This is a genomic window from Streptomyces sp. NPDC048603, from assembly GCF_043199475.1.
In the GTDB taxonomy this organism is placed as follows: Bacteria; Actinomycetota; Actinomycetes; order Streptomycetales; family Streptomycetaceae; genus Streptomyces.
Genome location: NZ_JBICVY010000005.1, coordinates 20,283 through 45,009 on the forward strand (window position 1 = coordinate 20,283; position 24,727 = coordinate 45,009).

29 protein-coding genes are annotated in these 24,727 nt (G+C 72.7%); 15 read left to right on the forward strand and 14 right to left on the reverse strand.

Annotated features, from left to right (window positions below; all coding sequences use genetic code 11):
* Positions 1–36: 36 nt before the first annotated feature.
* Positions 37–858, reverse strand: a complete 822-nt coding sequence (locus ACGFQ9_RS12935; RefSeq protein WP_393573795.1) for a PhzF family phenazine biosynthesis protein — start codon at positions 856–858, stop codon at positions 37–39.
* Positions 859–1,016: 158 nt separating this feature from the next.
* On the opposite strand from ACGFQ9_RS12935, the gene ACGFQ9_RS12940 reads away from it, so the two are divergent.
* Positions 1,017–1,670 carry a PadR family transcriptional regulator gene (locus ACGFQ9_RS12940; RefSeq protein ID WP_393573796.1) on the forward strand — a complete coding sequence of 218 codons (654 nt, stop codon included), beginning with the start codon at positions 1,017–1,019 and terminating at the stop codon, positions 1,668–1,670.
* Positions 1,671–1,748: 78 nt separating this feature from the next.
* On the opposite strand, the gene ACGFQ9_RS12945 is transcribed toward ACGFQ9_RS12940, so the two are convergent.
* Positions 1,749–2,177, reverse strand: coding sequence for an SRPBCC family protein (locus tag ACGFQ9_RS12945; RefSeq protein ID WP_393573797.1), 429 nt, complete (start codon positions 2,175–2,177; stop codon positions 1,749–1,751).
* Between the two features lie 160 nt (positions 2,178–2,337).
* Between ACGFQ9_RS12945 and ACGFQ9_RS12950 the strand changes: the two genes are divergently transcribed.
* Both ACGFQ9_RS12950 and ACGFQ9_RS12955 read left to right on the forward strand, forming a co-directional pair.
* Positions 2,338–3,336: a DMT family transporter gene (locus ACGFQ9_RS12950; protein ID WP_393573798.1), complete on the forward strand. Its 999-nt coding sequence runs from the start codon at positions 2,338–2,340 to the stop codon at positions 3,334–3,336.
* A gap of 168 nt (positions 3,337–3,504) precedes the next feature.
* Complete coding sequence (locus tag ACGFQ9_RS12955; protein WP_393573799.1) at positions 3,505–4,485, forward strand: DMT family transporter; 981 nt, start codon at positions 3,505–3,507, stop codon at positions 4,483–4,485.
* Here the strand turns inward: ACGFQ9_RS12955 and ACGFQ9_RS12960 are convergent.
* Positions 4,467–5,141: a pyridoxamine 5'-phosphate oxidase family protein gene (locus ACGFQ9_RS12960; protein ID WP_393573800.1), complete on the reverse strand. Its 675-nt coding sequence runs from the start codon at positions 5,139–5,141 to the stop codon at positions 4,467–4,469. The two genes, ACGFQ9_RS12955 and ACGFQ9_RS12960, sit on opposite strands and share 19 nt — an antisense overlap.
* Positions 5,142–5,170: 29 nt before the next feature.
* Between ACGFQ9_RS12960 and ACGFQ9_RS12965 the strand changes: the two genes are divergently transcribed.
* Positions 5,171–6,517: an aminotransferase class I/II-fold pyridoxal phosphate-dependent enzyme gene (locus ACGFQ9_RS12965; protein WP_393573801.1), complete on the forward strand. Its 1,347-nt coding sequence runs from the start codon at positions 5,171–5,173 to the stop codon at positions 6,515–6,517.
* A gap of 64 nt (positions 6,518–6,581) precedes the next feature.
* Here the strand turns inward: ACGFQ9_RS12965 and ACGFQ9_RS12970 are convergent, their stop codons facing one another.
* Positions 6,582–7,541 (reverse strand): DMT family transporter, encoded by a 960-nt coding sequence (locus ACGFQ9_RS12970; RefSeq protein WP_393573802.1) that lies wholly within the window; start codon positions 7,539–7,541, stop codon positions 6,582–6,584.
* Between the two features lie 74 nt (positions 7,542–7,615).
* On the opposite strand from ACGFQ9_RS12970, the gene ACGFQ9_RS12975 reads away from it, so the two are divergent.
* On the forward strand, positions 7,616–8,536 hold the full coding sequence (locus tag ACGFQ9_RS12975) for a LysR substrate-binding domain-containing protein (protein ID WP_393573803.1): 921 nt from the start codon (positions 7,616–7,618) through the stop codon (positions 8,534–8,536).
* Between the two features lie 84 nt (positions 8,537–8,620).
* Here the strand turns inward: ACGFQ9_RS12975 and ACGFQ9_RS12980 are convergent, their stop codons facing one another.
* Positions 8,621–9,079, reverse strand: a complete 459-nt coding sequence (locus ACGFQ9_RS12980; RefSeq protein ID WP_393573804.1) for a pyridoxamine 5'-phosphate oxidase family protein — start codon at positions 9,077–9,079, stop codon at positions 8,621–8,623.
* Positions 9,080–9,155: 76 nt separating this feature from the next.
* Between ACGFQ9_RS12980 and ACGFQ9_RS12985 the strand changes: the two genes are divergently transcribed.
* Complete coding sequence (locus ACGFQ9_RS12985; protein ID WP_393573805.1) at positions 9,156–9,761, forward strand: cysteine hydrolase; 606 nt, start codon at positions 9,156–9,158, stop codon at positions 9,759–9,761.
* Between the two features lie 51 nt (positions 9,762–9,812).
* Here ACGFQ9_RS12985 and ACGFQ9_RS12990 read toward each other — a convergent pair whose 3' ends face one another.
* Both ACGFQ9_RS12990 and ACGFQ9_RS12995 read right to left on the reverse strand, forming a co-directional pair.
* A complete protein-coding gene (locus ACGFQ9_RS12990) occupies positions 9,813–10,319 on the reverse strand; it encodes a nuclear transport factor 2 family protein (protein WP_393573806.1) in 507 nt (168 codons plus the stop codon).
* The gene (locus ACGFQ9_RS12995; RefSeq protein ID WP_393574285.1) at positions 10,316–11,071 is read right to left on the reverse strand and encodes an SDR family oxidoreductase; all 756 of its coding nucleotides are present in this window, start codon (positions 11,069–11,071) and stop codon (positions 10,316–10,318) included. The genes ACGFQ9_RS12990 and ACGFQ9_RS12995 overlap by 4 nt, the downstream gene beginning before the upstream one ends.
* A gap of 182 nt (positions 11,072–11,253) precedes the next feature.
* Between ACGFQ9_RS12995 and ACGFQ9_RS13000 the strand changes: the two genes are divergently transcribed.
* The 8 genes from ACGFQ9_RS13000 to ACGFQ9_RS13035 all read left to right on the forward strand — a co-directional run bounded on the left by ACGFQ9_RS13000 (position 11,254) and on the right by ACGFQ9_RS13035 (position 18,306).
* Positions 11,254–12,222 carry a helix-turn-helix transcriptional regulator gene (locus ACGFQ9_RS13000; protein ID WP_393573807.1) on the forward strand — a complete coding sequence of 323 codons (969 nt, stop codon included), beginning with the start codon at positions 11,254–11,256 and terminating at the stop codon, positions 12,220–12,222.
* 20 nt (positions 12,223–12,242) lie between these two features.
* Positions 12,243–13,097 carry a HipA family kinase gene (locus ACGFQ9_RS13005; protein ID WP_393573808.1) on the forward strand — a complete coding sequence of 285 codons (855 nt, stop codon included), beginning with the start codon at positions 12,243–12,245 and terminating at the stop codon, positions 13,095–13,097.
* Positions 13,094–13,477 carry a DUF3037 domain-containing protein gene (locus ACGFQ9_RS13010; RefSeq protein WP_393573809.1) on the forward strand — a complete coding sequence of 128 codons (384 nt, stop codon included), beginning with the start codon at positions 13,094–13,096 and terminating at the stop codon, positions 13,475–13,477. Before ACGFQ9_RS13005 ends, ACGFQ9_RS13010 begins: the two co-directional genes overlap by 4 nt.
* A gap of 142 nt (positions 13,478–13,619) precedes the next feature.
* Positions 13,620–14,381, forward strand: coding sequence for a 3-oxoacyl-ACP reductase FabG (fabG, locus tag ACGFQ9_RS13015; protein WP_393573810.1), 762 nt, complete (start codon positions 13,620–13,622; stop codon positions 14,379–14,381).
* A 19-nt stretch (positions 14,382–14,400) separates the two neighbouring features.
* The gene (locus ACGFQ9_RS13020) at positions 14,401–15,162 is read left to right on the forward strand and encodes an SDR family oxidoreductase (protein ID WP_393573811.1); all 762 of its coding nucleotides are present in this window, start codon (positions 14,401–14,403) and stop codon (positions 15,160–15,162) included.
* Positions 15,163–15,314: 152 nt separating this feature from the next.
* Complete coding sequence (locus tag ACGFQ9_RS13025) at positions 15,315–16,898, forward strand: ABC transporter substrate-binding protein (RefSeq protein WP_393573812.1); 1,584 nt, start codon at positions 15,315–15,317, stop codon at positions 16,896–16,898.
* A gap of 122 nt (positions 16,899–17,020) precedes the next feature.
* The gene (locus tag ACGFQ9_RS13030) at positions 17,021–17,689 is read left to right on the forward strand and encodes a uracil-DNA glycosylase (protein ID WP_393574286.1); all 669 of its coding nucleotides are present in this window, start codon (positions 17,021–17,023) and stop codon (positions 17,687–17,689) included.
* Between the two features lie 98 nt (positions 17,690–17,787).
* Entirely contained in the window at positions 17,788–18,306 is a 519-nt protein-coding gene (locus tag ACGFQ9_RS13035; RefSeq protein WP_393573813.1) for a hypothetical protein, read from the forward strand.
* A 52-nt stretch (positions 18,307–18,358) separates the two neighbouring features.
* Here ACGFQ9_RS13035 and ACGFQ9_RS13040 read toward each other — a convergent pair whose 3' ends face one another.
* Together ACGFQ9_RS13040 and ACGFQ9_RS13045 are read right to left on the reverse strand one after the other, a co-directional pair.
* Positions 18,359–18,943, reverse strand: coding sequence for a hypothetical protein (locus ACGFQ9_RS13040; protein ID WP_393573814.1), 585 nt, complete (start codon positions 18,941–18,943; stop codon positions 18,359–18,361).
* A 71-nt stretch (positions 18,944–19,014) separates the two neighbouring features.
* Complete coding sequence (locus ACGFQ9_RS13045) at positions 19,015–19,536, reverse strand: DinB family protein (RefSeq protein ID WP_393573815.1); 522 nt, start codon at positions 19,534–19,536, stop codon at positions 19,015–19,017.
* A gap of 123 nt (positions 19,537–19,659) precedes the next feature.
* Between ACGFQ9_RS13045 and ACGFQ9_RS13050 the strand changes: the two genes are divergently transcribed.
* Positions 19,660–20,565 carry a Gfo/Idh/MocA family protein gene (locus ACGFQ9_RS13050; RefSeq protein ID WP_393573816.1) on the forward strand — a complete coding sequence of 302 codons (906 nt, stop codon included), beginning with the start codon at positions 19,660–19,662 and terminating at the stop codon, positions 20,563–20,565.
* Here the strand turns inward: ACGFQ9_RS13050 and lnt are convergent.
* The 5 genes from lnt to ACGFQ9_RS13075 all read right to left on the reverse strand — a co-directional run bounded on the left by lnt (position 20,510) and on the right by ACGFQ9_RS13075 (position 24,667).
* Positions 20,510–22,051: an apolipoprotein N-acyltransferase gene (gene lnt, locus ACGFQ9_RS13055; protein ID WP_393573817.1), complete on the reverse strand. Its 1,542-nt coding sequence runs from the start codon at positions 22,049–22,051 to the stop codon at positions 20,510–20,512. The genes ACGFQ9_RS13050 and lnt overlap by 56 nt on opposite strands.
* A 122-nt stretch (positions 22,052–22,173) precedes the next feature.
* Positions 22,174–22,659: a nuclear transport factor 2 family protein gene (locus ACGFQ9_RS13060; protein WP_393573818.1), complete on the reverse strand. Its 486-nt coding sequence runs from the start codon at positions 22,657–22,659 to the stop codon at positions 22,174–22,176.
* 69 nt (positions 22,660–22,728) lie between these two features.
* Positions 22,729–22,905, reverse strand: a complete 177-nt coding sequence (locus ACGFQ9_RS13065; RefSeq protein ID WP_393573819.1) for a hypothetical protein — start codon at positions 22,903–22,905, stop codon at positions 22,729–22,731.
* Positions 22,906–23,018: 113 nt separating this feature from the next.
* Positions 23,019–23,894 (reverse strand): undecaprenyl-diphosphate phosphatase, encoded by an 876-nt coding sequence (locus tag ACGFQ9_RS13070; protein WP_393573820.1) that lies wholly within the window; start codon positions 23,892–23,894, stop codon positions 23,019–23,021.
* 47 nt (positions 23,895–23,941) lie between these two features.
* A complete protein-coding gene (locus ACGFQ9_RS13075) occupies positions 23,942–24,667 on the reverse strand; it encodes a TVP38/TMEM64 family protein (RefSeq protein WP_393573821.1) in 726 nt (241 codons plus the stop codon).
* Positions 24,668–24,727: the final 60 nt, after the last annotated feature.

Sequence of the window (24,727 nt, forward strand, 5' to 3'; positions counted from 1 at the left end):
TCCCCCGTATTGCTGACGCCGGCCCGGGTCCCGCACTCAGGGGCGTGCGAGCAGTTCGCCGTCGATCACCGTGACGGCCCGGCCGGTGAGCAGGGTGCGGTCGCCGGCCAGGGTGACCTTGACCAGGCCGCGGCGTACGCCGCCCTGGAGGCCGGTCAGTGTGTCGCGGCCGAGGCGGGCCGCCCAGAACGGGGCGAGCGCCGTGTGGGCGCTGCCGGTGACCGGGTCCTCGTCGATCCCGACGAGCGGGAAGAAGCCGCGGGAGACGAAGTCGTAGCCGCGGGAGGGGTCCTCGGCGGGGGCGGTCACGATCACCCCGCGCTTGGCGAAGGCGCGCAGGGCCGTGTGGTCGGGGCGGAGGCCGTGCACCGTCCGCTCGTCGGCGAGCTCGACGACCAGGTCGCCGATGTGGTCCGAGGTGTCGTGGACCGAGCGGATCTCGATGTCGCCGAGGGCGGCGGCGATCTCGGCCGGCGGGTCCCAGGGGGTCAGCGAGGACGTGGGGAAGTCCATGGTGATCGTGCCGTCCGCGGCGGCCTCGGCGGTGAGGACGCCACACCGGGCGGAGAACCGGATCAGCCCCTCGGCCAGGCCCGCCTGCGCCAGGACGTGCGCCGTTGCCAGGGTGGCGTGGCCGCACATGTCCACTTCGGCCGCCGGGGTGAACCAGCGCAGAGCCCAGTCGGCGTCCCCGCCCGGGGGCAGCGGGTGGGCGAACGCGGTCTCGGAGAGGTTGACCTCGGCGGCCACCTGCCGGAGCCAGGAGTCCGCGGGGAACGCGTCGTCCAGCAGCAGGACGCCGGCGGGGTTGCCGCCGAAGGGGCGCTCGGAGAAGGCGTCGACGATTCGGATTCGCATGGCACGACGGTAGGGGCCGCCGCTCGGCGTGATCCAAGGCCAATCCGGGACGACTGGCCTTGCTCACCGAACAGTTCCGATATATCGTTGACGCATCGCGACAGAACGGCGATGCTCGTAGTAATGACGGAATCGGACATGGCGAAAGGAGCGCGGTCATGCGTTCACATGGACACGAACACGGATACGGCCACGGACATGGGCACGGCCACGGCCACGGACGTGGTGACGGGTTCGGGCACTGCGGGCCCGACCGTCAGGGAGAGCGCGAAGGGCGCCGGCGGGCCTTCGGGCCGTTCGGCCCCGGCTTCGGCCCCGGATTCGGGGGCGGCCCCTTCGGCGGCCGCGGCGGACGCGGCGGCCCGCACCGGCGGGCGCGGCGGGGCGACGTACGCGCGTCGATCCTGGCGCTGCTCACCGACCGCCCGATGCACGGTTACGAGATGATCCAGGAGATCGGCGAGCGCAGTGGCGGGGCGTGGAAGCCCAGCCCCGGCTCGGTCTACCCGACCCTCCAGATGCTGGAGGACGAGGGGCTGATCAGCAGCGAGAGCGAGGGCGGCAAGAAGCTGTTCACGCTCACCGACTCCGGCCGCACCGAGGCGGAGGCCGGCCCGGCCGCCCCCTGGGAGGAGGCCGGACGCGGTGTCGACTGGGAGAGCATGAACGAGATCCGGTCGGCCGGCTTCGGCCTGATGGAGGCGTTCGGGCAGGTCTGGAAGACCGGCACGCCCGAACAGCGGCAGAAGGCCGTCGGGGTCATCAACGAGGCCCGCAAGAAGCTTTACCTGATCCTCGCCGACGAGCACTGACCGCCGGCGGACACCACGTCAGCGCCCCGCGACGCAGGTCGCGGGGCGCTGACGCCTGTGCGATTGCGGTGCAGCGGGTCAGGCCACCAGCCCGGCCAGCTTGCGCAGCGACTCGTTGAGCGCCGCCGTGGCGGAGTCCTTGAGCTTGCCCGCCATCAGCGACACGGCCGCGCCGGTGAACTCGCCGTCGATCCGGACGGTGGTCGACTCCCCCTCGGGGATCAGGGTGTACCGGGTGCCCACGACCACGCCCATCGGGCCCTTGCCCTTGATCGCGAAGACCCGCTCGGCCTCCAGCTCCTCGATGGTCCAGGTGACCTCGGCCGGGAAGCCCATCATCTTCATGTTCTCCTCGAAGGTGGCCCCGACCGCCAGGCTCTGCGGACCGCCCTCCGGGAAGTTGGTGTGGGTCATGCTCCACTGGCCGTACGCGCCCCAGTCCGTCAGCTGGGACCAGACCTTCGCGGCGGACGCCTCGATGCGTGATTCCGCGCTGACTTCGGCCATGCGACCACCCCTTCTCGTCGGGTACGCGTCCGGTTCGTGTGGCGGAACGTAATCCTGGCGGCCCCAACATTCAATACTGATGACATGTCAGAAAATCTGTGACCGTCTCAACAGGCGTCACCGCCGTGACGCTCCTGTCATGCGGTGTCATGATGGCCCGATGAAAGCGTCAGGGAAGAACTCCGGGCTGGGCATCGCGCTCATCTCGGCGGCCGCGTTCGGCGGCTCGGGTGTGGCGGCGAAGCCGCTGATCGAGGCGGGTCTGGACCCGCTGCACATGGTCTGGCTCCGGGTGGCGGGGGCCGCCCTCGTGCTGTCGCCGCTCGCCTGGCGGCACCGGGACCTGGTGCGCCGCAAGCCCGCCCTGCTCGCCGGCTTCGGGCTCATAGCCGTCGCCGGTGTACAGGCCTTCTACTTCGCTTCCCTGTCCCGGATCCCGGTCGGCGTGGCCCTGCTGCTGGAGTACCTGGGCCCGGCGCTGCTGCTCGGCTACATCCGGTTCGTCCAGCGCAAGCCCGTGACCCGGGCCGCCGCCGTCGGCGCGGCGGTGGCCGTGGCCGGCCTGGCCTGCGTGGTGGAGATCTGGGCCGGGCTGAGCCTGGACCCGCTGGGCGTGCTGCTCGGCCTGGCCGCCGCCTGCTGCCAGGCGTGCTACTTCATCTTCGCCGACCAGGGCGCGGACGCCGAGGACGTCCCGGACCCGCTCGGCGTCGCCGCGTACGGGCTGATCGTCGGCACCCTGGTGATGACCGTGATCGCCCGCCCCTGGCAGATCGACTGGTCGGTGCTCGGCGGGCCGGCGGAGATCGCCGGCACCGAGGTGCCGGGCCTGGTGCTGCTCGGCTGGGTCGTGCTGATCGCGACCGTGCTCGCGTACCTGACCGGAGTCGTCTCGGTCCGCAAGCTCTCGCCGCAGGTGGCCGGTGTGGTCGCCTTCCTGGAGGCCGTGGTCGCCACGGTGCTCGCCTGGGTGCTGCTCGCCGAGCACCTCTCGCTGCCGCAGGTCATCGGCGGTGCGCTGGTGCTCGGCGGGGCCTTCATCGCCCAGTCCTCGCGCCCGCCGCAGTCCGCGGCGGAGCCGGTCGCGGGTTCGGCCGCGGGTTCGGCCGCCGGTGAAGCGGAATCGGGCGAACTGGACCGGCAGACCGCGTCGGCCTAGGGTGACGTCCATGCGTTTGACCGTGCTTCCGCCGCCCGCCGTCTAGTCGCGGGCGGCCGCCGCCGCAGGTATCCGGCCCGGGGGTTCCCGGGCCGGTCCGTGCTGCCCGCGAAGCGATGACGTACGCCTTTCATCCTTCACGCATGCGCGGAGAACGCGGAGAAACACGTGTCGAACACCTCGCCCGCCGGGCGCAGTCTGCTGTACCTCGTCGTCGCCGGAGTCGCCTGGGGCACTGCCGGGGCGGCCGCTTCCCTCCTCTTCCGGGCCGGTGGCCTCGGGCCGGTCTCGCTCACCTTCTGGCGGTGCGCGGGCGGTCTGCTGGTGCTCCTGGGGGTACTCGCCGTACGGGGCGGCGGGGGCGGGACGCGCGGCCCGCGCGGCAGGCGCCGGCCGTCCTCGCCCTCACCCCGCTCCCTGGCCGTGACCGGCCTGTTCTTCACCCTCTTCCAGGTCGCCTACTTCTGGTCCGTGCAGGAGACCGGCCTGGCCGTCGGCACCGTGGTGACCCTCGGGGCGGGGCCGGTGCTGATCGCGCTCGGTGCCCGCCACTGGATGGGTGAGCGGCTGGGGACCGGCGGTGCCGTCGCCGTCGCCGGGGCGCTCGCCGGACTGGTGGTCCTGGTGCTGGGCAGCGGGGGCGGCGAAGTACGGCCCCAGGGCGTCGGCTGGGCGCTGCTGTCGGCCGCCGGCTACGCGGGAATGACCCTGCGCACCCGGCGGGCGGGGCAGCGCGGCGAGGCCGGCGACCCGCTGGTGACCACGGCGTGGTCGGCGGGCGTGGGGGCGGTCTGCCTGTTCCCGCTCGCGCTGGCGGAGGGTCTGCTGCCGCACGCCGCCGACCTCGGGCGGGTGATCTGGCTGATGGCGTACGTCGCGGTGGTGCCGACGGCGCTCGCCTACGCGCTCTACTTCACGGGTGCGGCCGCGGTACGGGCCGCCACGGTGTCCGTGATCATGCTGATCGAGCCGGTGAGCGCCGCGGTGATCGCGGTGCTGGCATTGGGGGAGGAGCTGACCGCCCCCATGGTGCTCGGCACCGGCCTGCTGCTGACGGCGGTCCTCGCGCTGATCGTCGCGGAGGCCCGCCGTCCCGTCGCGGAGCGGCCGAGGCTCCCCGCCGAGCCGGTTCAGAGCGCGGCGAGGTAGCCCGGGAGGGCGGGGCCGGCGCCCGGTTCCCCGGCCGGTATCGGGGTCCCGTAGGTGCGGGCCACCGGGACCACCCCGGACCAGTGCGGGAGGTCCAGGTCCTCGGGGTCGTCGTTCGGGCCGCCGGTACGGATCTTCGCGGAGACCTCGGCGAGGTCGATCCGGATCACGGCGGTGGCCGCCGACTCCTTGGCGTTCGCCGGGCGGCAGTCCGCGGCGCGGCCCGGCACCACCTGGTCCACCAGCGCGTCGAGCGCGGTCCTGCGCTCGGCCTCGTCGACCACGTCGTAGGCGGTGCCGTGCACCACCACGGACCGGTAGTTGATCGAGTGGTGCATCGCGGACTTGGCGAGCACCAGGCCGTCGACGTGCGTCACGGTCACGCACACCGGCAGGCCCCGCTCGCCTGCCGCGGCGGCGCCCCGGAGCGGCCGGGATCCGGTGGAGCCGTGCAGGTAGAGGGCTTCGCCGACCCGGGCGTACAGGGTGGGCAGGACCACCGGGGCGCCCTCGCGTACGAAGCCGAGGTGGCAGAGGTACGCCTCGTCGAGGATCGCGTGCACCGTCGCGCGGTCGTACTGCGCCCGGTGCCGGGAGCGGGTGGGGACGGTGCGGTCGGTGGGCCGGTACGCGGCTTCGGCGGGGACGGCGGTCATGGCGGCGAACTCCATTGCACTAGTGCATAATGTTCTTTGTGCTAGGAGATTACATGATCACGGGGCGGCGTGCATCGGAAATCGCGGCCAGTGTGGAAGCGGGGGTGGGTGCGGGGGAGCTCGCGCCCGGCGCGGTGCTGCCCCCGATGCGCGAACTCGCGGCCCGGCTGGGGGTCAACCCGAACACGGTGGCGGCGGCGTACCGCACGCTGCGCGAGCGCGGGGTCATCGAGACGGACGGCCGGCGCGGCAGCCGGGTACGGTCCCGCCCCGCCACCGCGCCGCGGGAGGCGCGCGGGGTCGCCGTGCCGCCGGGCGCCCGGGACCTGTCGAACGGCAATCCGGACGTCTCGCTGCTGCCCTCCCTGGACGGGCCGCTGGCGGCGGCCGCCCGGCGGTACGCGGAGGCGCCCACGGTGTACGGGCAGGACCCGGTGGTGCCGGAGCTGGCGCGGCTGGCCCGGGAGGGCCTGGCGGCGGACGGGGTGCCGGCGGACGCCGGGCCGCTGGCTCTGACCTCGGGCGCGCTGGACGGCATCGAACGGGTGCTGGTGGCGCACCTCAAGCCCGGCGACGCCGTCGCGGTCGAGGACCCGGGGTGGGGGAGCGTGCTCGACCTCGTCCCGGCGCTGGGGCTGCGGACCCTGCCGGTCGCGGTCGACGACGACGGGCCGCTGCCCTCGGCGGTGGCCCGCGCGCTGACCGCGGGGGCCCGGGCGCTGGTGGTCACGGCCCGGGCGCAGAACCCCACGGGCGCGGCCGTCGGGTCGGCCCGGGCGGAGGAGCTGAGGTCGCTGCTCGCCGCGCATCCCGAGGTGCTGGTCATCGACGACGATCACGGCCACGGCATCGTGGACCTGCCGCTGCACCCACTGGGCGGGGTCACCCGGCACTGGGCGCTGATCCGCTCCACGGCCAAGGCCTACGGCCCCGACCTGCGGCTCGCGGTGGTGGTCGGTGACGAGGTGACGCTGGACCGGCTCCGGGGGCGGCAGCGGCTGGGGCCCGGCTGGGTGAGCCGGCTGCTGCAGTACTCCGTGGTGGAGCTGTGGAGCTCGGGCGCGGTGGATGCGGTGGCGGTGGCCCGCTCGTACGGGGACCGGCGTGACGCGCTGGTCGCGGCGCTGGCCGAGCGCGGCGTACGGGCCCACGGGCGCAGCGGCATGAACGTCTGGATCCCGGTCGCGGACGAGACGAGCGCGGTCACAGGTCTGCTGGCGACGGGCTGGGCGGTGGCGCCGGGTTCCCGGTTCCGCCTGGAGACCGGCCCGGCGGTCCGCATCACCGTCGCGAGGCTGAGCCCGCCGGAGATCCCCGGACTGGCGGACGCGGTGGCCGCGGTGCTCCGCCCGTCGACCGCCTTCCGCCACGTGTAGGGGCGTACGGCGGATCGGGCCGGGCGGCCCGGCGGGGGAAGGACGGCCGGGCCGCGGCAGGGCGTCAGGTGCGGGGGCGGGACTGGGTGAGGGCGGCTCCGGCGAGGACGATGGCGGCGCCGACCGGGGTGTTCCAGTGGAGCTGCTCGCCCAGGACCAGGACGCCCGCGGTGGTGGCGATCACCGGGATGAAGTAGGTGACCATCTGCGCGGTGGTCGGGCCGACCTCGGAGACCAGTCCGTACTGCATCTGCAGGGCCATGCCCGTGCCCAGGGCACCCAGGGCGATCACCGAGAGAGTCGGCCACAGCGGGAATCCGGCCGGGGCGGTGGTGAACAGGGCGCTGACCGCGGTCAGCTGGAGGGTGGAGACCATCAGCTGCGCGCCGGTCAGTGCCACCGGGGAGCCGGGGGTGCCGGCCAGGGTGCGGCGGACGTAGATCCAGCCGATCGGGTAGCAGAGCGAGGCCAGCAGCGCGAGCGCGGTCCCCTTGGCGTCCACACCGGAGAAGCCCTGCCAGGCGCCGAGCACGATCAGCACACCGAGGAAGCCGAGGCCGAGGCCGGCGACCCGGCGGCGGGTCGGACGGTCCTCGGAGAGCGCGACGAGGGAGAGGACCATGCCCCAGAGCGGGGACGTCGCGTTGCAGATCCCGGCCAGGCTGGAGGGGATGCTCAGCTCCGCGTACGCGAACAGGGAGAACGGGGCCGTGTTCAGCAGCAGGGCGGCGACCGAGAGGTGGCCCCAGGTGCGCAGCCCGCGCGGCAGCGGCTCGCGGCGCACCAGCAGGACCGCGAGCAGGGCGAGCGCGCCGAAGAACACCCGGCCGAGGGCCACCTGGAACGGGGCGTACGCCTCGGTGCCGACCTTGATCAGCAGGAAGCTGAAGCCCCAGACCACCGAGAGCAGAGCGAACCGGACGCGCCAGTCCAGAGCGGAACGGCGCGCGGTGGTGGTGGCGGTGGAGGAACCGGCGGAGGCCGGTGGGGAGGGGGTGACTCGGGCGGTGGTGGGTGCGCTCATGTCCTTTAGATTGCGACGCTCGACGTCGTAGGACAAGCGAGATTTCTTTGGGGCGAAGGCGTAGCATCGCTTACATGTTGAACCTGGAGCGCCTCCGCACCCTCGACGCCCTGGCCCGTCACGGCTCGGTCGGCGGCGCGGCCGAAGGGCTGCACGTCACCACCTCCGCCGTCTCCCAGCAGATGGCCAAGCTGGAGCGCGAGGTCGGCCAGCCGCTCCTGGCCAAGCACGGCCGCGGCGTCCGGCTCACCGAGGCCGGACGGCTGCTCGCCGACCACGCCGCGCGGATCATCTCCCAGGTCGAGCTCGCCCAGGCCGACGTCGAGGCCCAGCGCGGCTGTGCCGTGGGGGAGCTGCGGATCGGAGCCTTCCCCACCGCGATGCGGGGTCTGCTTCCGGCCACGCTCACCTCCCTGCGCGCCGAGCACCCCGAGCTGCGCGCCCGGGTCCGCGAGATGGAGCCCGAGGAGAGCATGGCCGCGGTGGTGCGCGGGGACCTCGACCTCGCGCTGGCCATCGACTGGCACAACAAGCGCATGCCGGTCCCGGCCGAGCTGGTGCGGGCGCACCTGCTGGACGACGCCGCCGACGTGGCGGTGCCGGCCGGCCACCCGCTGGCCGGACGTACCGAGGGCGTCTCCCTCCGCGAGTTCGCCGAGGACGAGTGGATCTCCTGGAACGAGGGCCAGTTCTGCCACGAATGGCTGGTCTTCACCCTCCGCGGCACCGGGATCGAGCCGCGCATCACGCACATCGCCGAGGAGCACCACACCCAGCTCGCCTTCGTGGAGGCCGGGCTCGGCGTGTGCGTGACCCCCCGGCTGGGCCGCGGGCCGGTGCCGCACGGGGTCCGGCTGCTGCCGGTGTGCGACACCGTACGGCGGCACGTCTACGTGGTCTGGCGCGCGGACGCCGACCGCCGGCCCTCGATCCGGGCTGCCGTGGCCGCACTGCAGGCCACCGCCGCGGCCATCGAGGGCGGAGAGGGGGCGTAGGCCCTCTCTTTCGGATCTTGCCGGGCCGGGCCCGCCGCCGGCGGTGGTGAGCCCGGGCGCCGCCGGCCCGGTGCCGGGCACGCCTCAGATCTTGCGGAAGTCCCAGGACACGATCCGCTCCGGGGTCAGCCGGAGCCATGCGTGGCGGCCGTCGTGCGGCATCTCGTCGATCCCGAAGTTCTTGGCCGGAAAAAGCCGTTCGACCTCCTCCAGCTCGGGGCAGGGCTCGCCGGTGCGCGGGGCCTCGCCCACCGGCACCGCGCTGCCCGACAGCTCCACGCCCCGCAGCTCGTCGTAGGACTCGCCCGCGTCCACCACCACCGAGATCCGGGGGTCCTTGCGCAGATCGGCCCAGCGGCGGCTGCGGGTGATCGAGTACAGCCAGAACGAGGTGCCGTCCCAGGCGAACCACAGCGCACCGACGTGCGGGCCGCCGTCCGGGGAGACCGTGGCCACCCGGCAGGTGCGCTGTTCCCGCAGGAACGCGTCCACCTCCGCCGGGGTCATCATGATGCGCCGGCCGCGCCGCTGAGTGTCGTCCATCCGTCCTGCACCCCTTCACATCTGACTGTGTGTCAGGAATCATCGGGGCTCTTCCGCCGTCACACCAGGGGGAGCCATGCTCCAGCTCGATCCCGCGACCACCGCCCTGCTCACCGTCGAGTGCCAGAACGGCGTGGTCGGCGACGACAGCGCACTGCCCGAACTGGCCAAGGAGGCCCGCGCCTCGGGGATGCTGGCCCGGGTCGCCGCACTGGTCGCGGCCGCCCACCGGGCGGAGGTGCAGGTCCTCCACGCGGTGGCCGAGCGGCGGCCCGACGGCCGGGGAGCCAACTCCAACGCCCGGCTGTTCGGCGCGGCCGCGAAGCTCCCGGTGCAGCAGCTGTCCGGCACGCACGCCGTCAGGGTCGCCCCGCCCATCGAGGTCGCCGAAGCGGACCTGATCGTCCGGCGGCTGCACGGCCTCTCGCCGATGGCCGGAACCGACCTCGACCCGCTGCTGCGCAACCTCGGCTGCCGGACTCTGGTGGTCACCGGTGTCTCCGCCAACGTGGCCGTGCCCAACACCGTGTTCGACGCCGTCAACCTCGGCTACCGGGTGGTGGTCCCGGCCGACGCGATCGCCGGCGTGCCCGCCGCCTACACCGCCGAGGTCCTCCGCAACTCCCTCTCCCTGGTCGCCACGGTCACCACCACCGAGGAAGTCCTCAACGCCTGGACGTAGCCCCCGGCGGCCCGAACCCGCACCGGTGGCGCGGCGCGTCTCCCTTCGGGGTCACGCCGACGCCGAAGGACCGCGCAAGGGGACCCCGCCCGGGCCGGGCGCGCCCAGGGCGTCCCCGCCCGAGGTCCAGGCGACGTCGAGCCGCTGGTGGACCAGGAGCCAGCCGTCCGGGCCCCGGCGGAACTCCCACGCGTACGGGCCGCCCATGGAGGACGGAGAGGACTCCCGGCCGGGCTCGGTGACGGCGACGAACCACATGTACCCGATGCCGCTCGCCCGGTCGCCGTCGACCTCGACGTGCAGGTTCAGGATGTGGTGCTGCATGCTCGGGAGGCCCGACTCGGCCTCCTCCACCACCGCGCGGATCGCCTCCCTCCCGTACGTCGTGCCCCACGGCCCGAACTCGAGCACCGCGTCCTCGGCCCAACAGGCGGCCCAGGCCCGCCAGTCCTTCCGGTCCAGTGCCCGCCATCCGCGGACCAGCAGACCGCGCAGCGCCTCCTTGTCCTCCAGCTCCCTCAGCCGGCCGTCGAGGTCCCGTGCGCCGGGGCCGGTCACCGGGCGCTCGCAACGGGGCGCACGACGATCTCGTTGACGTCGACCTCCGGGGGCTGCGCCAGGGCATAGGCGATGGCATCCGCGATCGCCGATGCGGGCAGCGCCACGGCGCGATAGGCCTTCATCTCCTCCCGGGCCATCGGGTCGGCGATGGTGTCGGCGAGTTCGGACTCGGTGACGCCCGGGGACACGAGCGTGACCCGGATGCCGCCGGCCGACTCCTGTCGCAGGCCTTCGGAGATCGCGCGGACGGCGAACTTGGTGGCGCAGTAGACGGCGGCGGTGGGTGAGACCTCGTAGGCGCCCACGGAGGCGATGTTCACGATGTGCCCGCCGCCCTGGGCGCGCATCGCGGGGAGGGCGGCCGCGATGCCGTGCAGAACACCCCGGACGTTCACGTCGAGCATGCGGTCCCAGTCGTCCGTCCGCAGCGCGTGGAGCGGGGACAGCGGCATCAGGCCCGCGTTGTTCACGAGCGCGTCGAGCCGGCCGTAGGCGGCGATCGCCGCGTCGGCGAAGGCGCGGGTGTCCGCCGCGTCCGTGACGTCCAGCCTGCGGAAGGCGGCCTCGCCGCCCGCCTCGGTGATCTCCGCCGTGATCCGTTCGAGCCGGTCGGTCCGGCGCGCACCGAGCAGGACGCGGTGCCCGTCCGCTGCCAGGCGGCGCGCGGTGGCCTCGCCGATGCCGCTGCTGGCGCCGGTGACGGCCACGGTCCTGGCGGTGATGCCGGTCATGCCTGCCGTGCCTGTCATGCCTGCCATGCCCGTTCCTCCTGGGTAAGTCCCGTACGGCGACCCGCAGTCGAGGAGCCGAAGGGGCTCGTACGGTGACGTGCCGAGGAGTCTGGTGCGGCGGCAGGGGGCGGGCCAGGACGGTCCGTGCCGGGGTGCGGCGCACCCAGGCTCGCGGCCCGGAACCGGTCTAGCCTGGGCAGATGACCAGCAACGACCTCGGTGAGTTCCTCCGGGCCCGCCGCGCACGGCTGACCCCGGGCGACGTGGGACTGACCTCCTACGGGCGCCGCCGGGTGGCGGGGCTGCGCCGGGAGGAGGTCGCGGTCGTGGCCGGGATGAACAGCGACTACTACGCCCGACTGGAACAGGGCCGCGAGCGCTGCCCCTCGCCGCAGATCCTCGACGCGATCGGGGTGGCCCTGCGTCTGGACCGTGAAGGCCGGGCCCATCTGTACCGGCTGGCGGGCAGTGCCCCGGAGCCCGGCCGGGCGCAGCCGCAGGAGACGGTCGCCCCGATGCTGAGCCGGCTGCTGGACGGGTACGCGGACACCCCGGCGTTCGTCCTCAATCCGGCGCTGGACCTGCTGGCCGCCAACGGCCTGGCCGAGGCGCTCTTCTCTCCCTTCGGGGCCGCGGACAACCTCGCCCGCATGACCTTCCTCGATCCCGCCGGCCGCGGCTTCCACGCGCAGTGGCACCGGGCGGCCGAGGCGGTGGTCGCCACACTGCGCGGCGCGGCCGGCCTCGAACCGGACTACCCGCGTCTGCGCGAGGTGGTGGACGTCCTGACGGGGGCGAGCGAGGAGTTCGCCGCGCTCTGGTCCACGCACACCGTGCGCGGCAAGACCCACGAGGCCAAGGAGTTCGTCCACCCCGAGGTGGGTCCCCTGACACTCGCCTACGAGTCCTTCGACGTACGAGGCGCACCGGGTCAGCAGCTCGTGATCTACCACGCGGAGGCGGGGAGCCCCAGCGGCCGGAGCCTCGCACTGCTCGGCAGCCTCCACGCCACACAGGGCAGCAGACCGGCGGTCCGCGACCGGGAAGACGGCCCCGAAGGAATCCCGCTATGGCGCGACGATCACGACGCCTACTCTGGCGGGAGAGCGCCTCGAGACTCGGCGGAGGGACGTACAGCAAGAGAACGTCCCTTTGATTGCAAGGCCTGATGAATGGATACCCTGGGAAAATGCTTACAGAAGTAGCGGCGACCCGCTACGTCACACCACTGCGTGAGGGCGGCTCGCTCCCCGGCATCGTCGAGGCCGACGACCTGGGCACCTACGTCATGAAGTTCACCGGGGCGGGCCAGGGTCGCAAGACCCTGGTGGCGGAGGTGGTCTGCGGCCGCCTGGCCCAGGAGCTGGGGCTGCGCGTCCCGGAGCTGGTCCAGATCCAGCTGGACCCGGTGATCGGGCTCGCCGAACCCGACCAGGAGGTGCAGGAGCTGCTCAAGGCCAGCGGCGGCCTGAACCTCGGCATGGACTACCTGCCCGGCTCCCTCGGCTTCGACCCGCTGGCCTACCGGGTGGATCCGGTCGAGGCCGGCCGCGTGGTCTGGTTCGACGCGCTCATCAACAACGTGGACCGGTCCTGGCGCAACCCCAACATGCTGGTCTGGCACGGGGACCTGTGGCTGATCGACCACGGAGCCACCATGATCTGGCATCACAACTGGCCCACCGCGCAGACCGCGTCGGCCAAGCCGTACAACGCCTCCGACCACGTGCTGGCCCCGGTCGGGCCGGACATCGCCGCGGCCGCGGCCGAACTGGCCCCGCGGGTCACCCGCGAGCTGCTGCGCGAGGTCGCCGCCGACGTCCCCGACGAGTGGCTGGCCGACGAGCCCGGATTCGCCTCCCCGGACGAGGTCCGCGCCGCGTACGTGGACGCCCTGCTGCCGCGCGCGGCCACGATCCACGAGCGCATCTCGATGGAGGTCGAGGTCAAGGCCCCGTCCGAGCCCCCGGGCTGGCTCACCGACCACCTGACCGAATGGCCCCACAAGAACGTCAAGAACCAGAAGAAGAGCGACAGCCGGTGACCAAGCGGGACGTGTTCGAGTACGCGCTGGTGCGTGTGGTGCCCCGGGTGGAGCGCGGTGAGTGCTTCAACGCCGGAGTGATCGTCTACTGCCGGGCGCACGGGTTCGTGGCCGCCCGCACCCATCTGGACGAGGCCAAGCTCCTCGCCCTGGACCCCGCCGCCGACGTGACCGGCGTACGGGCCGCCCTGCGCGCCGTGGAGGGGGTCTGCGCGGGCGGTGAGGAGGCCGGCCAGGCCGCCGGGGACGACGCGGGACGCCGCTTCCGATGGCTGATCGCCCCCCGCAGCACGGTGGTGCAGCCCGGTCCGGTGCACACCGGGCTGACCGCCGACCCGGCCGCGGAAGTGGAACGGCTGCTCGACCTCCTGGTGCGCTGAACGCGTAGGGGGCCGCGGCGCCGTTGACACCCGGTGCCCGGCCTCCTAGCGTCCTCTCCAGCTGAAGCTACTAAGCGGTTGCTCAGTGCATCCGTACGGGCATCCGCAATTCCGGGCACCCCAAGGGCGAGGAGAATCCAGCATGTCCACCACCGAGCAGCGCGTCGCGATCGTCACCGGCGCGGCCAGGGGCATCGGCGCCGCCACCGCGATCCGGCTGGCCGCCGAGGGCCGCGCCGTCGCCGTTCTCGACCTCGACGAGACCGCCTGCAAGGACACCGTGGAGGCGATCAAGGCGGCCGGCGGCACGGCCCTCGCGGTCGGTTGCGACGTGTCGGACGCCGGTCAGGTGGAGGCGGCCGTCGCACGGGTGGCCAACACCCTGGGCGCCCCCGTGATCCTGGTCAACAACGCCGGAGTGCTCCGCGACAACCTGCTCTTCAAGATGGGCGAGAGCGACTGGGACACCGTCATGAACGTGCACCTGCGCGGTGCGTTCCTGATGTCCAAGGCCTGTCAGAAGCACATGGTCGACGCCGAGTTCGGCCGGATCGTCAACCTGTCCAGCTCCTCCGCGCTGGGCAACCGCGGGCAGGCCAACTACTCCGCCGCCAAGGCCGGCCTGCAGGGCTTCACCAAGACCCTGGCCATCGAGCTCGGCAAGTTCGGCGTCACCGCGAACGCCGTCGCCCCCGGGTTCATCGCCACCGACATGACGGCGGCCACCGCCGCCCGCGTCGGCATGGGCTTCGAGGACTTCCAGGCCGCCGCCGCCACCCAGATCCCGGTCCAGCGGGTCGGGCGGCCGGACGACGTCGCCAACGCCATCGCCTTCTTCACCGGCGAGGCGGCCGGCTTCGTCTCCGGCCAGGTCCTGTACGTGGCCGGCGGCCCGCTCAACTAGCGCGAGAGGGGCGCAGCTCATGGCGTACAACGGCACGGACAGCGGGCACGTCGCGCTGATCACCGGGGCGAGCCGCGGCATCGGCTACGGCATCGCCGAGGCGCTCGTCGCCCGCGGCGACCGGGTGTGCATCACCGGCCGCAACGAGGACACCCTGAAGGAGGCCGTCGAGCGGCTCGGTGCCGACCGGGTCATCGGGATCCCCGGCAAGGCGCACGACGAGGCCCACCAGGCCGCCGCCGTGGAGCGGGCCATGGAGGCCTTCGGCCGGATCGACTTCCTGATCAACAACGCCGGCACCAATCCCGTCTTCGGGCCCATCGCGGACCTCGACCTCGGGGTCGCGCGCAAGGTCTTCGAGACCAACGTGATCTCCGCGCTCGGCTTCGCCCAGCGCACCTGGCACGCCTGGCAGAAGGATCACGGCGGGGCGATCGTGAACATCGCCTCGATCGCCGGTGTCTCCGCCTCGCCGTTCATCGGCGCCTACGGGATGAGCAAGGCCGCCATGGTCAACCTCACCCTGCAGCTCGCGCACGAGATGGCGCCGGGGGTGCGGGTGAACGCGATCGCGCCGGCCGTGGTCAAGACCAGGTTCGCGCAGGCGCTCTACGAGGGACGGGAGGCTGAGGCGGCTTCCGCCTACCCGCTCGGCCGGCTCGGCCTCCCGTCGGACATCGGCGGGGTTGCGGCATTCCTCACCTCCGGGCAGGCGGAATGGGTCACAGGTCAGACGCTGGTCGTTGATGGGGGAATGTTTCTCAATGCCGGAGTCCACTAACCGATAACCGGACACAATCACTCTTTTAAGAGTGGTAAATGTGCCACTAATGTGCGCGAAACCGGTCAAGTGCCCCATGAAACCGACCCCATCGGATTCGTGGGGTACTGCGGTATGGTCTGCCGCACTCAGGCCGATCGAGGAGCGTGCACGTGTTCAACCGGACCAGATGCCTGCAGATCACTGCGGCCCTTGCGTCCATATCCATGCTCGCGGGTTGCGGGTTCGTCACGGGCGACGACTCGCCGGGCGAGAAGCGCCTGGTCGTGGGCACGACGAGCGCGCCGAGCACCCTCGATCCGGCCGCCGCATGGGACGGTTCCTGGGAGCTCTACCGGAACGTGTACCAGACCCTGCTCGCCTTCCCGACCGGCAGCACCAAGCCGCAGCCGGACGCCGCGCAGAGCTGCGAGTTCACCGACTCCAACAACCAGTCCTTCCGCTGCACGCTGCGCAAGGGCCTGAAGTTCTCCAACGGTGAGCCGCTGGACGCCAAGGCGGTCAAGCACTCCTTCGACCGGATCAAGAAGATCAACTCCACGGTCGGTCCGAAGGACCTGTTCGGCAGCCTGGACCGGGTCGAGGCCCCGGACCCGCTGACCGTCGTCTTCCAGCTGAAGACGTCCGACGCGACCTTCCCGTACGTGCTCGGTTCCCCGGCCGCCTCGCTCGTCGCACCGAAGGACTACCCGGCCGACCGGGTCCGCGAGGGCAACAAGGTCACCGGCTCCGGCCCCTACGTGCTCGACGCGTACGTGGACAAGGAGAAGGCCGAGCTCTCCCGCTACGCCGACTACCAGGGCTTCGCCCAGATCAAGAACGCCGGCGTGACCATCCGGTACTACGACGACTCCGGCAAGATGGTGGCCTCGCTCAAGGACAAGGAGATCGACGCCACCTACCGAGGCCTCACCGCCGAGGAGGTCAAGGAGCTCCAGACCGACGGCAGCCGCGAATTCGGCATCCAGGTGGTCGCCAACGTCGGCTCCGAGATCCGGTACCTGGTCTTCAACCCCAAGGACCCGGCCGTCAAGCAGCTCGCCGTGCGGCAGGCGGTCGCCCAGGTCGTCGACCGCGGCACGCTGGTCTCGAAGGTCTACCAGGGCACCGCGGAGCCGCTCTACTCGATGGTCCCCAAGGGCGTGTCGGGCCACCGGACGCCGTTCTTCGACAAGTTCGCCCACCCCGACGTCCCCAAGGCCAGGAAGTACCTCAAGGACGCCAACATCCAGACCCCGGTCGAGCTGAACTTCTGGTACACCACCGACCGCTACGGCTCCTCCACCGCGGAGGAGTTCAAGGAGCTCAAGCGGCAGCTCGAGGAGAGCGGCCTGTTCAAGATCGACATCCAGGGCAAGCCCTGGAAGGAGTTCCAGCAGGGCTACAAGACCGGCCAGTACCCGGTCTTCGGCCGAGGCTGGTTCCCCGACTTCCCGGACGCGGACAACTTCATCGCGCCGTTCGTCGGCAAGGAGAACGCGGTCGGCACCCCCTACGAGCCGCAGGCCATCCTGAACGACCTGCTGCCGAAGTCGCGCCGCTCCAGCGACCGCTCCGCGGTCTCCCCGCAGTTCGAGGACGCCCAGAAGATCATGGCCGACGACGTCCGCCTGCTGCCGCTGTGGCAGGGCAAGCTGTACGTCGCCGCCGGTGAGGACGTCGGTGGCGCCGAGCGCGCGCTCGACCCGCAGACCGCCATGCAGATGTGGGAGCTCTACCGCAAGCAGAGCTGGTAGCGGCCGCGGGCACGCGGCGGGCCCGTGCGGAACGGGCAGCGGGTTCGGTCGGTGTCAGTGGTCGCCGGTAAGTTCTGTGATCAGTTGCAGAACGATTGTCGGAGGTTGTCGACGTGACGCAGATGCTGCCCGAGTCCTGGCTGCCCGTGCTCGGCGAGGAACTGGAGAAGCCCTACTTCCAGGAGCTCCAGGAGTTCGTCGAGAAGGAGCGGGCCCAGGGGCCGGTCTACCCGCCGCGCGAGCAGGTCTTCGCCGCGCTGGAGGCCACCCCGTTCGACCGGGTCAAGGTGCTGGTCCTCGGCCAGGACCCGTACCACGGCGCCGGCCAGGGCCACGGACTGTGCTTCTCGGTCCGTCCGGGGGTGAAGACCCCGCCCTCGCTGCGCAACATCTACAAGGAGATGCACGCCGAGCTGGGCACGCCCATCCCGGACAACGGCTACCTGATGCCGTGGGCCGAGCAGGGCGTGCTGCTGCTCAACGCGGTGCTCACGGTCCGCGAGGCCGAGCCCAACTCGCACAAGGGCAAGGGCTGGGAGAAGTTCACCGACGCGGTGATCCGCGCGGTGGCCGACCGGCCCGACCCGGCGGTCTTCGTGCTGTGGGGCGCGTACGCGCAGAAGAAGCTCCCGCTGATCGACGAGACCCGCCACGTGGTGGTCAAGGGTGCGCACCCGTCCCCGCTGTCCGCGAAGAAGTTCTTCGGCTCCCGGCCCTTCACGCAGATCAACGAGGCCGTCGCCGCGCAGGGCCATGAGCCGATCGACTGGCGCATCCCGGACCTCGGCTGACGCCCGACCGCGCCTTGCGCGGCAATGTCGGTGCCTCCGGCTAGCGTCTTGATGATCAGACCATACGGGTCTGGCAGGACCGACCGCCGGAGGCCGCGTTGACCGAGCAGCAGGAGGCGTCGGAGGACGCCGTCATGACCCGGATCGGCCAGGCGATCATCCTCCTGCACGCCGGTGACCGGGAAGAGGCCCGCAACCGGCTCGGCGACATCTGGTCGGAGATCGGCGGGGAGGGCGACCCCCTGCACCGCTGCACGCTGGCCCACTACATGGCCGACGCGCAGGACGACCCCGCCGACGAGCTCGCCTGGGACCTGCGGGCCCTGTCCGCCGCCGACGCGCTCGGCGACGAACGGCTCGCCCGGCACGAGCCGCACCTGGCGGTCCGGGCCTTCTACCCGTCCCTGCACCTGAACCTCGCCGCGGACTACGCGAAGCTCGGACGGACGGAGGCCGCGCGGGTCCATCTGGAGCGGGCCCGCGCGGCCACCGGCGCGCTCGCGGACGACGGGTACGGCAACGGCGTCCGGGCGGCCATCGCCCGTCTGGCGGAACGGCTCGCGCAGGAGCCGTGGGACCTGCCGGGTCCGGGCTCCGTGCCCGGACAGCACCCGTAGGCCCTCTCTTCCGGGTCTTGCCGCGTCCGCGCGATGCCACCCCACCCAGGGGTCAGCCGGAGTGGACGCCGGCGCAGATGCGGGCCTCGGGGCTGTCCGGCTTGAGATGACCGTGCTCGCGGCCCAGCGCGCACACGTCGGCCGGCCGCACCGGAAGGTGCCTCATGACCTCCCGCTCCACCTCCCGGGCCCGCGGCCCCCGCCCCCCGTCCCGGCCGCTGTCCCGGCCGCCCTTTCGGCCCTTCCCGTCCCGGCCGGGCGTCCCGTTCCCAGGCCCGTCCCCGGACGCCCGGGGCTCCGGGATGTCCGGGACCGGTGGAACGGGCTCCGCAGAGCCCTCCGGGGCCGTCTCCGGGCCTTCTCCGGCCACTCGGTCGGGCGGCTCCGCGGCAGGGCCCGCGCCGCCCCCGGATCCCTCCGGAGCCGCCTTCAGCGCCTCCAGCGCGGGAGCCTGCACCACCACCGGCGCGGTCCCCGTCCCGCCGCGCGTCTCGTGCCGCGGCTGCCCGCCCGCCGACGGGGCGGCGGCGGGCTGCAGCGGGGCGGCGTCCGGGGTCACGTTCACGCAGCCGGAGACGGCCGAGACGGCAGCGGCGACTCCGAGGACCAGGGATGTCGTGGTTCGGGTTGGATGCACTCGCGCAACTCTGCTCTGCACGGACCCGGTTGCGAAAATCCGCGGGCCGTTTTGACCCGCACGAGTGACGGCTACGAGCCGGTTGCCCCGTCGATCTGCTCCCGGAGCAGGTCCGCGTGCCCGTTGTGGCGCGCGTACTCCTCGATCATGTGCGTGTACACCCAGCGCAGGTTGTACCGCTGCTTCCGGCGCGGGTGCTCGCCCACCGACACCTCGTCCAGCGAGCGCTCCGCCACCGCCTCCCGGGCCAGCTCGATCTCCCTGCGCCACACCTTCTCCGCGTCGGCGAAGGTGTCCTCCGGGCCGAAGTGGAAATCGCCGTCCTGGTCCTTCTCCGTGCAGTACAGCTCGGGCAGGTCCAGGCCCAGGCTGACCTCCCGGAACCACCAGCGCTCCACCTCGGCCATATGGCGTACGAGTCCCAGCAGGGTCAGCTCCGAGGGCGGCAGCGAGGCCCGGCGGAGCTGTTCCTCGTCCAGGCCGCGGCACTTCATCGCGAGGGTGACGCGGTGGTGGTCGAGCCAGCCCTCCAGCATCTCCCGCTCGCCGGCGGTGGTGGACGGGTCGGGGCGCTGGTCAAAGTCGAATGTCATGCCCACATCCTGGGACAACGCCACGTCCTGCACCAGGGATTAAGCTGCCGGGACGGACCGGCGGCAGTCGACACGGCAGTCGACACGGCAGACGGTACGGCAGACGACACAGGAGGATCCCCGGTGAAGGTCGCATGCATCGGACTCGGAGACATCGCCCAGAAGGCGTACCTGCCGGTCCTCACGGCCCGCCCCGGTACCGAACTGCACCTGCACACCCGCACCCCCGCCACCCTGGAGCTCGTCGGCGACCGGTACGCCGTCCCGGCCGCCCGCCGCCACACCGGCCTCGACTCCCTGCTCGACCAGGGCCTCGACGCGGCCTTCGTGCACGCCGCCACCGCCGCCCACCCGGAGATCACCGAGCGGCTGCTCCGGGCCGGCGTCCCCACCTACGTCGACAAGCCCCTCGCCTACGAGTACGCCGAGTCGCAACGGCTGGTGGAACTCGCGGAACAGCTCGGGGTGTCCCTCGCCGTCGGCTTCAACCGGCGGTTCGCCCCCGGCTACGTCCAGTGCGCCGACCACCCGCGCGACCTGATCGTCATGCACAAGAACCGCGTCGGGCTGCCCGAGGACCCGCGCACCCTGGTGCTCGACGACTTCATCCACGTCGTGGACACCCTGCGCTTCCTGCTGCCCGGCGAGGCCGACCACATCGACGTCCGGGCCCGGATCCGGGACGGCCTGATGCAGCACGTCGTGCTGCAGATGTCCGGCGACGGCTTCACCGCCCTGGGCATCATGAACCGGCTGTCCGGCTCCACCGAGGAGATCCTGGAGGTCTCCGGCCAGGACACCAAACGGCAGGTGCTCAACCTCGCCGAGATCGTCGACCACAAGGGCCAGCCGACCGTGCGGCGCCGCGGCGACTGGGTGCCGGTGGCCCGCCAGCGCGGCATCGAGCAGGTCGTGGACGCCTTCCTGGAAGCCGTGACGGCCGGAAAGGTACTCAGCGCCCGGGACGCCCTGCTCACCCACGAACTGTGCGAGCGGGTGGTCCTGGCGGCACTGGAGCAGGCCGCCTGACCCGGCGCACCACGAGGAACGCCACGTACCCGGCGAGCGCGGCCAGTGCCGCCCGCACCGCCCAGTCACCGGAACGGACGTACAGGGTGCTGCCCCGCGCGAGCGGGACGGCGTACACCTCGGCCACCGACGCCGAGGTGCCCAGCCGCTCCCCGACGGGCTCCCCGGACGGGCCGTGCACCGCGCTGATCCCGGTGAGGGTGGCGTGCACGACCGGGCGGCCGTTCTCGGCGGCCCGCAGCGCGGCGAGGGAGGCGTGCTGGGCGGGCGCCCAGCTGTCCTGGAAGGTGGACGTCGCCGACTGGGCGACCAGCAGCGCCGCTCCTTCCCGGGTCAGGTGCCGGCTCATGTCGGGGAAGGCCGACTCGAAGCAGACCAGCGGCCCGATCCGGACCTCCGGCCGGCCCGGCAGCGCCATCAGCACCGGCGTCGAACCCCGCCGGCGGTCCTCCCCGGCGGCCTTGCCCACCGAGGTCACCCAGCCCAGCAGCGAACGGGCCGGCACGTACTCCCCGAACGGCACCAGCCGCATCTTGTCGTACCGGTCCCCGGTGGGGCCCGCCCCGCCGACCAGCACCGAGGACTTGTAGATGCCCGGCCGGTCTGAGCGGCGCGCGTCCACGTTCACCAGCAGCGGTGCGCCCACCGCGTCCGACAGGGCCGCCAGCCGCCGGGTCAGGTCCGGCCGGGCCGCCAGGTCCGCGCCGACACTGCTCTCACCCCACACCACCAGATCGGGCCGCCGCCCGGCGAGCTCCCGGGTCAGCCGCTCCCCGACGGTGAACCGCTGTTCCACACTGTCCGCGCCGCCCACCACCCCCGGCTGGACGACCGCCACCCGCAGCACCCCCGACACCTGCGGCCGGGGTGCCCACAGCCACACCGCCCCCGTCAGCACCGCCAGCGCGGTCACCCCGGCGACCGCCGCGCCCCGGGCCGCCGGCGCCACGGCGAGCAGCACCAGCGCGCAGTTCACCGCGACCACCAGCAGGCTCACCAGCCAGACCCCGCCCACCGAGGCCAGCCGCAGCGCCGCCGGCACCTGCCACTGACTGGCGCCCAGCAGCCCCCACGGCCCGCCCAGGCCCTGCCACGACCGCACCAGCTCGGACAGCAGCCAGCCCGCCGGTACGAGCACCAGCGCGGCCGCCGCCCGGCCCGGCGGCGGGGAACCGCCGAGCAGCGCCCGGACCAGCAGCGCCCACGGGATCCACAGCAGGCCGACCAGCGCCGCCACCGGCAGCAGGAACACGTGCAGGCTGGGCAGCAGCCAGTGGTGCACGGCCACGATGAAGCCGAGACCGCCCAGCCATCCCTCCAGAGCCGCGCGCCGCGGGCTCGGGGCGGTGCGCAGCAGCAGCATCCACGGCACCAGGGCCGCGTACGCCCACCACCACAGGGCGGGCGCGGGGAACGCGAGCACGGGCAGTGCGCCGGCCGCCACCGCGGCCGGCGCACGCCACCACCGGGACCCGCCGGTCAGCATGAGGCGCCTCCCCCTCCAGTGTGGCCCGGACCAGGGCCGGTCTCATCCGGGACGAAGCCGGCCCGGCCCCGGTGCCGGCACTTCCCGGCCGTCGTCATGCCGCCGCCGTCATGCCGAAGTCGTCATGCCGGGAGGTGCCGCCACTTCTCGTGAACGGTGACCCGGCCGATCCGCCAGCCGTCCGGCGTACGGGCCAGCACGAAGGTGTAGCGGCCTGCCGCGACGAAGTTGGGGGCGGTGGAGCCGGCCCCCTCACCGCCATCGTCACCGGGGCCCGCGGCCTCGAGCCGCATCGGGTTCACGAAGTCGGCGCGGACCTCGGCCCGGTCGCCGGGGGACCCGTCCACCCGCTCCAGCAGCACCCGGCGGTTGACGATCAGGTGCTGGCGGACCGGGAACAGGGTCATGGTCCCGGCCAGCCATTCCGCCACCGCCCCGGCGGGGCCCTCGATGCCGCCGGCGGAGCGGTAGTCCGCCCGTCCGTCCGGTGCGAAGAGCGCCCGGTAGGCCGCCCAGTCCCCGTCGTCCACCGCGACCGCGTACCCCGTGATCACGTCGTCCACGGCGAGCCGGTCCATCACCGTCGCCAGGTCCACACGCTGCGTCATCGGGACAGTCTGGGGGAGCGGGCGCCCGAGGCCAAGGGTCGTGCGGCCACCGGGCCGAAGACCGCCGCCTCAGGGGCCCGAACGCGGGTCCCGCTGCCGGACCACCACCAGGAAGGCGTCCGTGGCCAGGTCCATCACCACCTCGGCCTGCACCCCCTCACGCATCCGCTCCGCCGCGTACTCCTCGGCGGGCCAGCTTCCCCTCGGACTTCCCGCGGGAAATCGCTCCAGCACCACACGGCCCATGGGACACCCCCTGCGCGTTGCCTTTCCTTCTCTCACAGGGACAACGACGCGGGGGCCGCCCGGGAACGTTCCCGGGCGGCCCCCGCGTCCTCGTCCGCGTCGTCCGCGGGCGGCTACTGGCCGGACTCGCCCGCGTGCGGGCTCAGCACGTCCGTGCCGACCAGCACGAACAGGGCGATGCCCAGCACGATCCGGTAGATCACGAAGGGCATGAAGCTCTTGGTGGAGATGAACTTCATGAACCAGGCGATGACCGCGTACCCGACGACGAAGGCGAGGACCGTCGCGAAGATGGTCGGCCCCCAGGACACGTGGCCCCCTTCCATCGCGTCCTTCAGCTCGTAGCCGCCGGAGGCCACCACGGCCGGGATGGCCAGGAGGAAGGAGTACCGGGCCGACGCCTCGCGGGTGTAGCCCATCAGCAGACCGCCGGAGACGGTCGCGCCCGACCGGGAGACACCCGGGATCAGCGCCATGGCCTGGCAGATGCCGAAGATCAGGCCGTCCTTGACGCTCAGGTCGCGGAGCGTCTTGCGCTCCCGGACCACCCGGTGCCGGCCGCCGGCCTCGTCCCGGGCCGCCAGCCGGTCCGCGACACCGAGCACGATGCCCATCACGATCAGCGTGGTCGCGGTGAGCCGCAGGTCCCGGAACGGGCCCTCGATCTGGTCCTTCAGCGTCAGACCCAGCACACCGATCGGGATGGAGCCCACGATCACCAGCCAGCCCATCTGGGCATCGTGGTCCGAGCGCATCGCCTTGTCCGTGAGCGACCGGCACCAGGCCGAGATGATCCGCATGATGTCCTTGCGGAAATAGATCAGCACCGCGGCCTCGGTGCCGATCTGGGTGATCGCGGTGAAGGCGGCACCCGGGTCCTCCCAGCCGGCGAACGCCGCGGTCAGGCGCAGGTGGGCGCTGGAGGAAATCGGGAGGAACTCCGTAAGCCCCTGGACGAGACCGAGGATTAGGGATTCGAACCAGCTCATGACGGGGTGCGCTCGTCCTTGTGATCGTCGGGCAGTTGGGTCAGATGCTAGGGCCCTTGGGTGAAGCCGGTGACCACAGGGGTGGGCTGCGGGGGCATTCCGGCCGCCGGCACGGCCGGTGCGGCCGCCAGCCGGTGCCTCTTGCGCCAGGCCACGACCCCGGCGAGCAGCCCGGACACCGCGATGAATCCGAAGGATGCGAGGAAGGCCGGGGAGGTGGGCGAGGAGGCGCTGCCGCCCGCGATCACGTACGCAGCGGTGTTGGGGACCGTCCCGATCGCGGTCGCCGTCAGGAAGGGCAGCCAGCCGCACCGGGACACGGCCGCGATGTAGTTGGCGGCCGCGAAGGGCACCCCCGGGAAGATCCGCACCGCCAGCATCGAGCGGAACCCGTGCCGGCTCAGCTGGCCGTCCGCCGCCTTCAGCCACCGGCCGCGCAGCAGCGGTCGCAGCGCGTCCTGACCCATCGCCCGGCCCAGGCCGAAGGCGATCCCGGCCCCGAGGACCGTGCCGGCCACCGCCGCCGCCAGACCGAACTGTGCCCCGAACACCGCCCCCGCACCCAGGTTCAGCAGCGGACGCGGCACGAACGCGGCCGTGCACAGGCCGTACGCCACTGCGAACAGCAGCACCGCCGTGCCGAGCGGGAGCCCGGGCGGCCAGCCCTCCGAGAGCAGTCGCTGGGGCTCGTACAGCACCACGCAGACGCCTGCCGAGACCAGCAGGACGACCAGCAGGGACAGCCGGGTCCACGGGGCGAGGAGGAGGGACATCCCGGGAGATTAACCGACACGCACGGCCGGCCGCCGTAATCTGCGCCTCAGGCGGCCGAA

Bases quoted from the DNA above. Each gene is read 5' to 3' on its own strand.
- ACGFQ9_RS13005 (WP_393573808.1), top strand. From the start codon at position 12,243: ATGCTTACAGAAGTAGCGGCGACCCGCTACGTCACACCACTGCGTGAG.
- ACGFQ9_RS12935 (WP_393573795.1), bottom strand. From the start codon at position 858: ATGCGAATCCGAATCGTCGACGCCTTCTCCGAGCGCCCCTTCGGCGGC.
- ACGFQ9_RS12950 (WP_393573798.1), top strand. From the start codon at position 2,338: ATGAAAGCGTCAGGGAAGAACTCCGGGCTGGGCATCGCGCTCATCTCG.
- ACGFQ9_RS12945 (WP_393573797.1), bottom strand. From the start codon at position 2,177: ATGGCCGAAGTCAGCGCGGAATCACGCATCGAGGCGTCCGCCGCGAAG.
- ACGFQ9_RS12940 (WP_393573796.1), top strand. From the start codon at position 1,017: ATGCGTTCACATGGACACGAACACGGATACGGCCACGGACATGGGCAC.
- ACGFQ9_RS12980 (WP_393573804.1), bottom strand. From the start codon at position 9,079: ATGGACGACACTCAGCGGCGCGGCCGGCGCATCATGATGACCCCGGCG.
- ACGFQ9_RS13030 (WP_393574286.1), top strand. From the start codon at position 17,021: ATGCTGCCCGAGTCCTGGCTGCCCGTGCTCGGCGAGGAACTGGAGAAG.
- ACGFQ9_RS13065 (WP_393573819.1), bottom strand. From the start codon at position 22,905: ATGGGCCGTGTGGTGCTGGAGCGATTTCCCGCGGGAAGTCCGAGGGGA.
- ACGFQ9_RS12960 (WP_393573800.1), bottom strand. From the start codon at position 5,141: ATGACCGCCGTCCCCGCCGAAGCCGCGTACCGGCCCACCGACCGCACC.
- lnt (WP_393573817.1), bottom strand. From the start codon at position 22,051: ATGCTGACCGGCGGGTCCCGGTGGTGGCGTGCGCCGGCCGCGGTGGCG.
- ACGFQ9_RS13060 (WP_393573818.1), bottom strand. From the start codon at position 22,659: ATGACGCAGCGTGTGGACCTGGCGACGGTGATGGACCGGCTCGCCGTG.
- ACGFQ9_RS13020 (WP_393573811.1), top strand. From the start codon at position 14,401: ATGGCGTACAACGGCACGGACAGCGGGCACGTCGCGCTGATCACCGGG.
- ACGFQ9_RS13075 (WP_393573821.1), bottom strand. From the start codon at position 24,667: ATGTCCCTCCTCCTCGCCCCGTGGACCCGGCTGTCCCTGCTGGTCGTC.
- ACGFQ9_RS12985 (WP_393573805.1), top strand. From the start codon at position 9,156: ATGCTCCAGCTCGATCCCGCGACCACCGCCCTGCTCACCGTCGAGTGC.
- ACGFQ9_RS12975 (WP_393573803.1), top strand. From the start codon at position 7,616: ATGTTGAACCTGGAGCGCCTCCGCACCCTCGACGCCCTGGCCCGTCAC.
- fabG (WP_393573810.1), top strand. From the start codon at position 13,620: ATGTCCACCACCGAGCAGCGCGTCGCGATCGTCACCGGCGCGGCCAGG.
- ACGFQ9_RS13000 (WP_393573807.1), top strand. From the start codon at position 11,254: ATGACCAGCAACGACCTCGGTGAGTTCCTCCGGGCCCGCCGCGCACGG.
- ACGFQ9_RS13045 (WP_393573815.1), bottom strand. From the start codon at position 19,536: ATGACATTCGACTTTGACCAGCGCCCCGACCCGTCCACCACCGCCGGC.
- ACGFQ9_RS12970 (WP_393573802.1), bottom strand. From the start codon at position 7,541: ATGAGCGCACCCACCACCGCCCGAGTCACCCCCTCCCCACCGGCCTCC.
- ACGFQ9_RS12995 (WP_393574285.1), bottom strand. From the start codon at position 11,071: ATGACAGGCACGGCAGGCATGACCGGCATCACCGCCAGGACCGTGGCC.
- ACGFQ9_RS12965 (WP_393573801.1), top strand. From the start codon at position 5,171: ATGTTCTTTGTGCTAGGAGATTACATGATCACGGGGCGGCGTGCATCG.
- ACGFQ9_RS13070 (WP_393573820.1), bottom strand. From the start codon at position 23,894: ATGAGCTGGTTCGAATCCCTAATCCTCGGTCTCGTCCAGGGGCTTACG.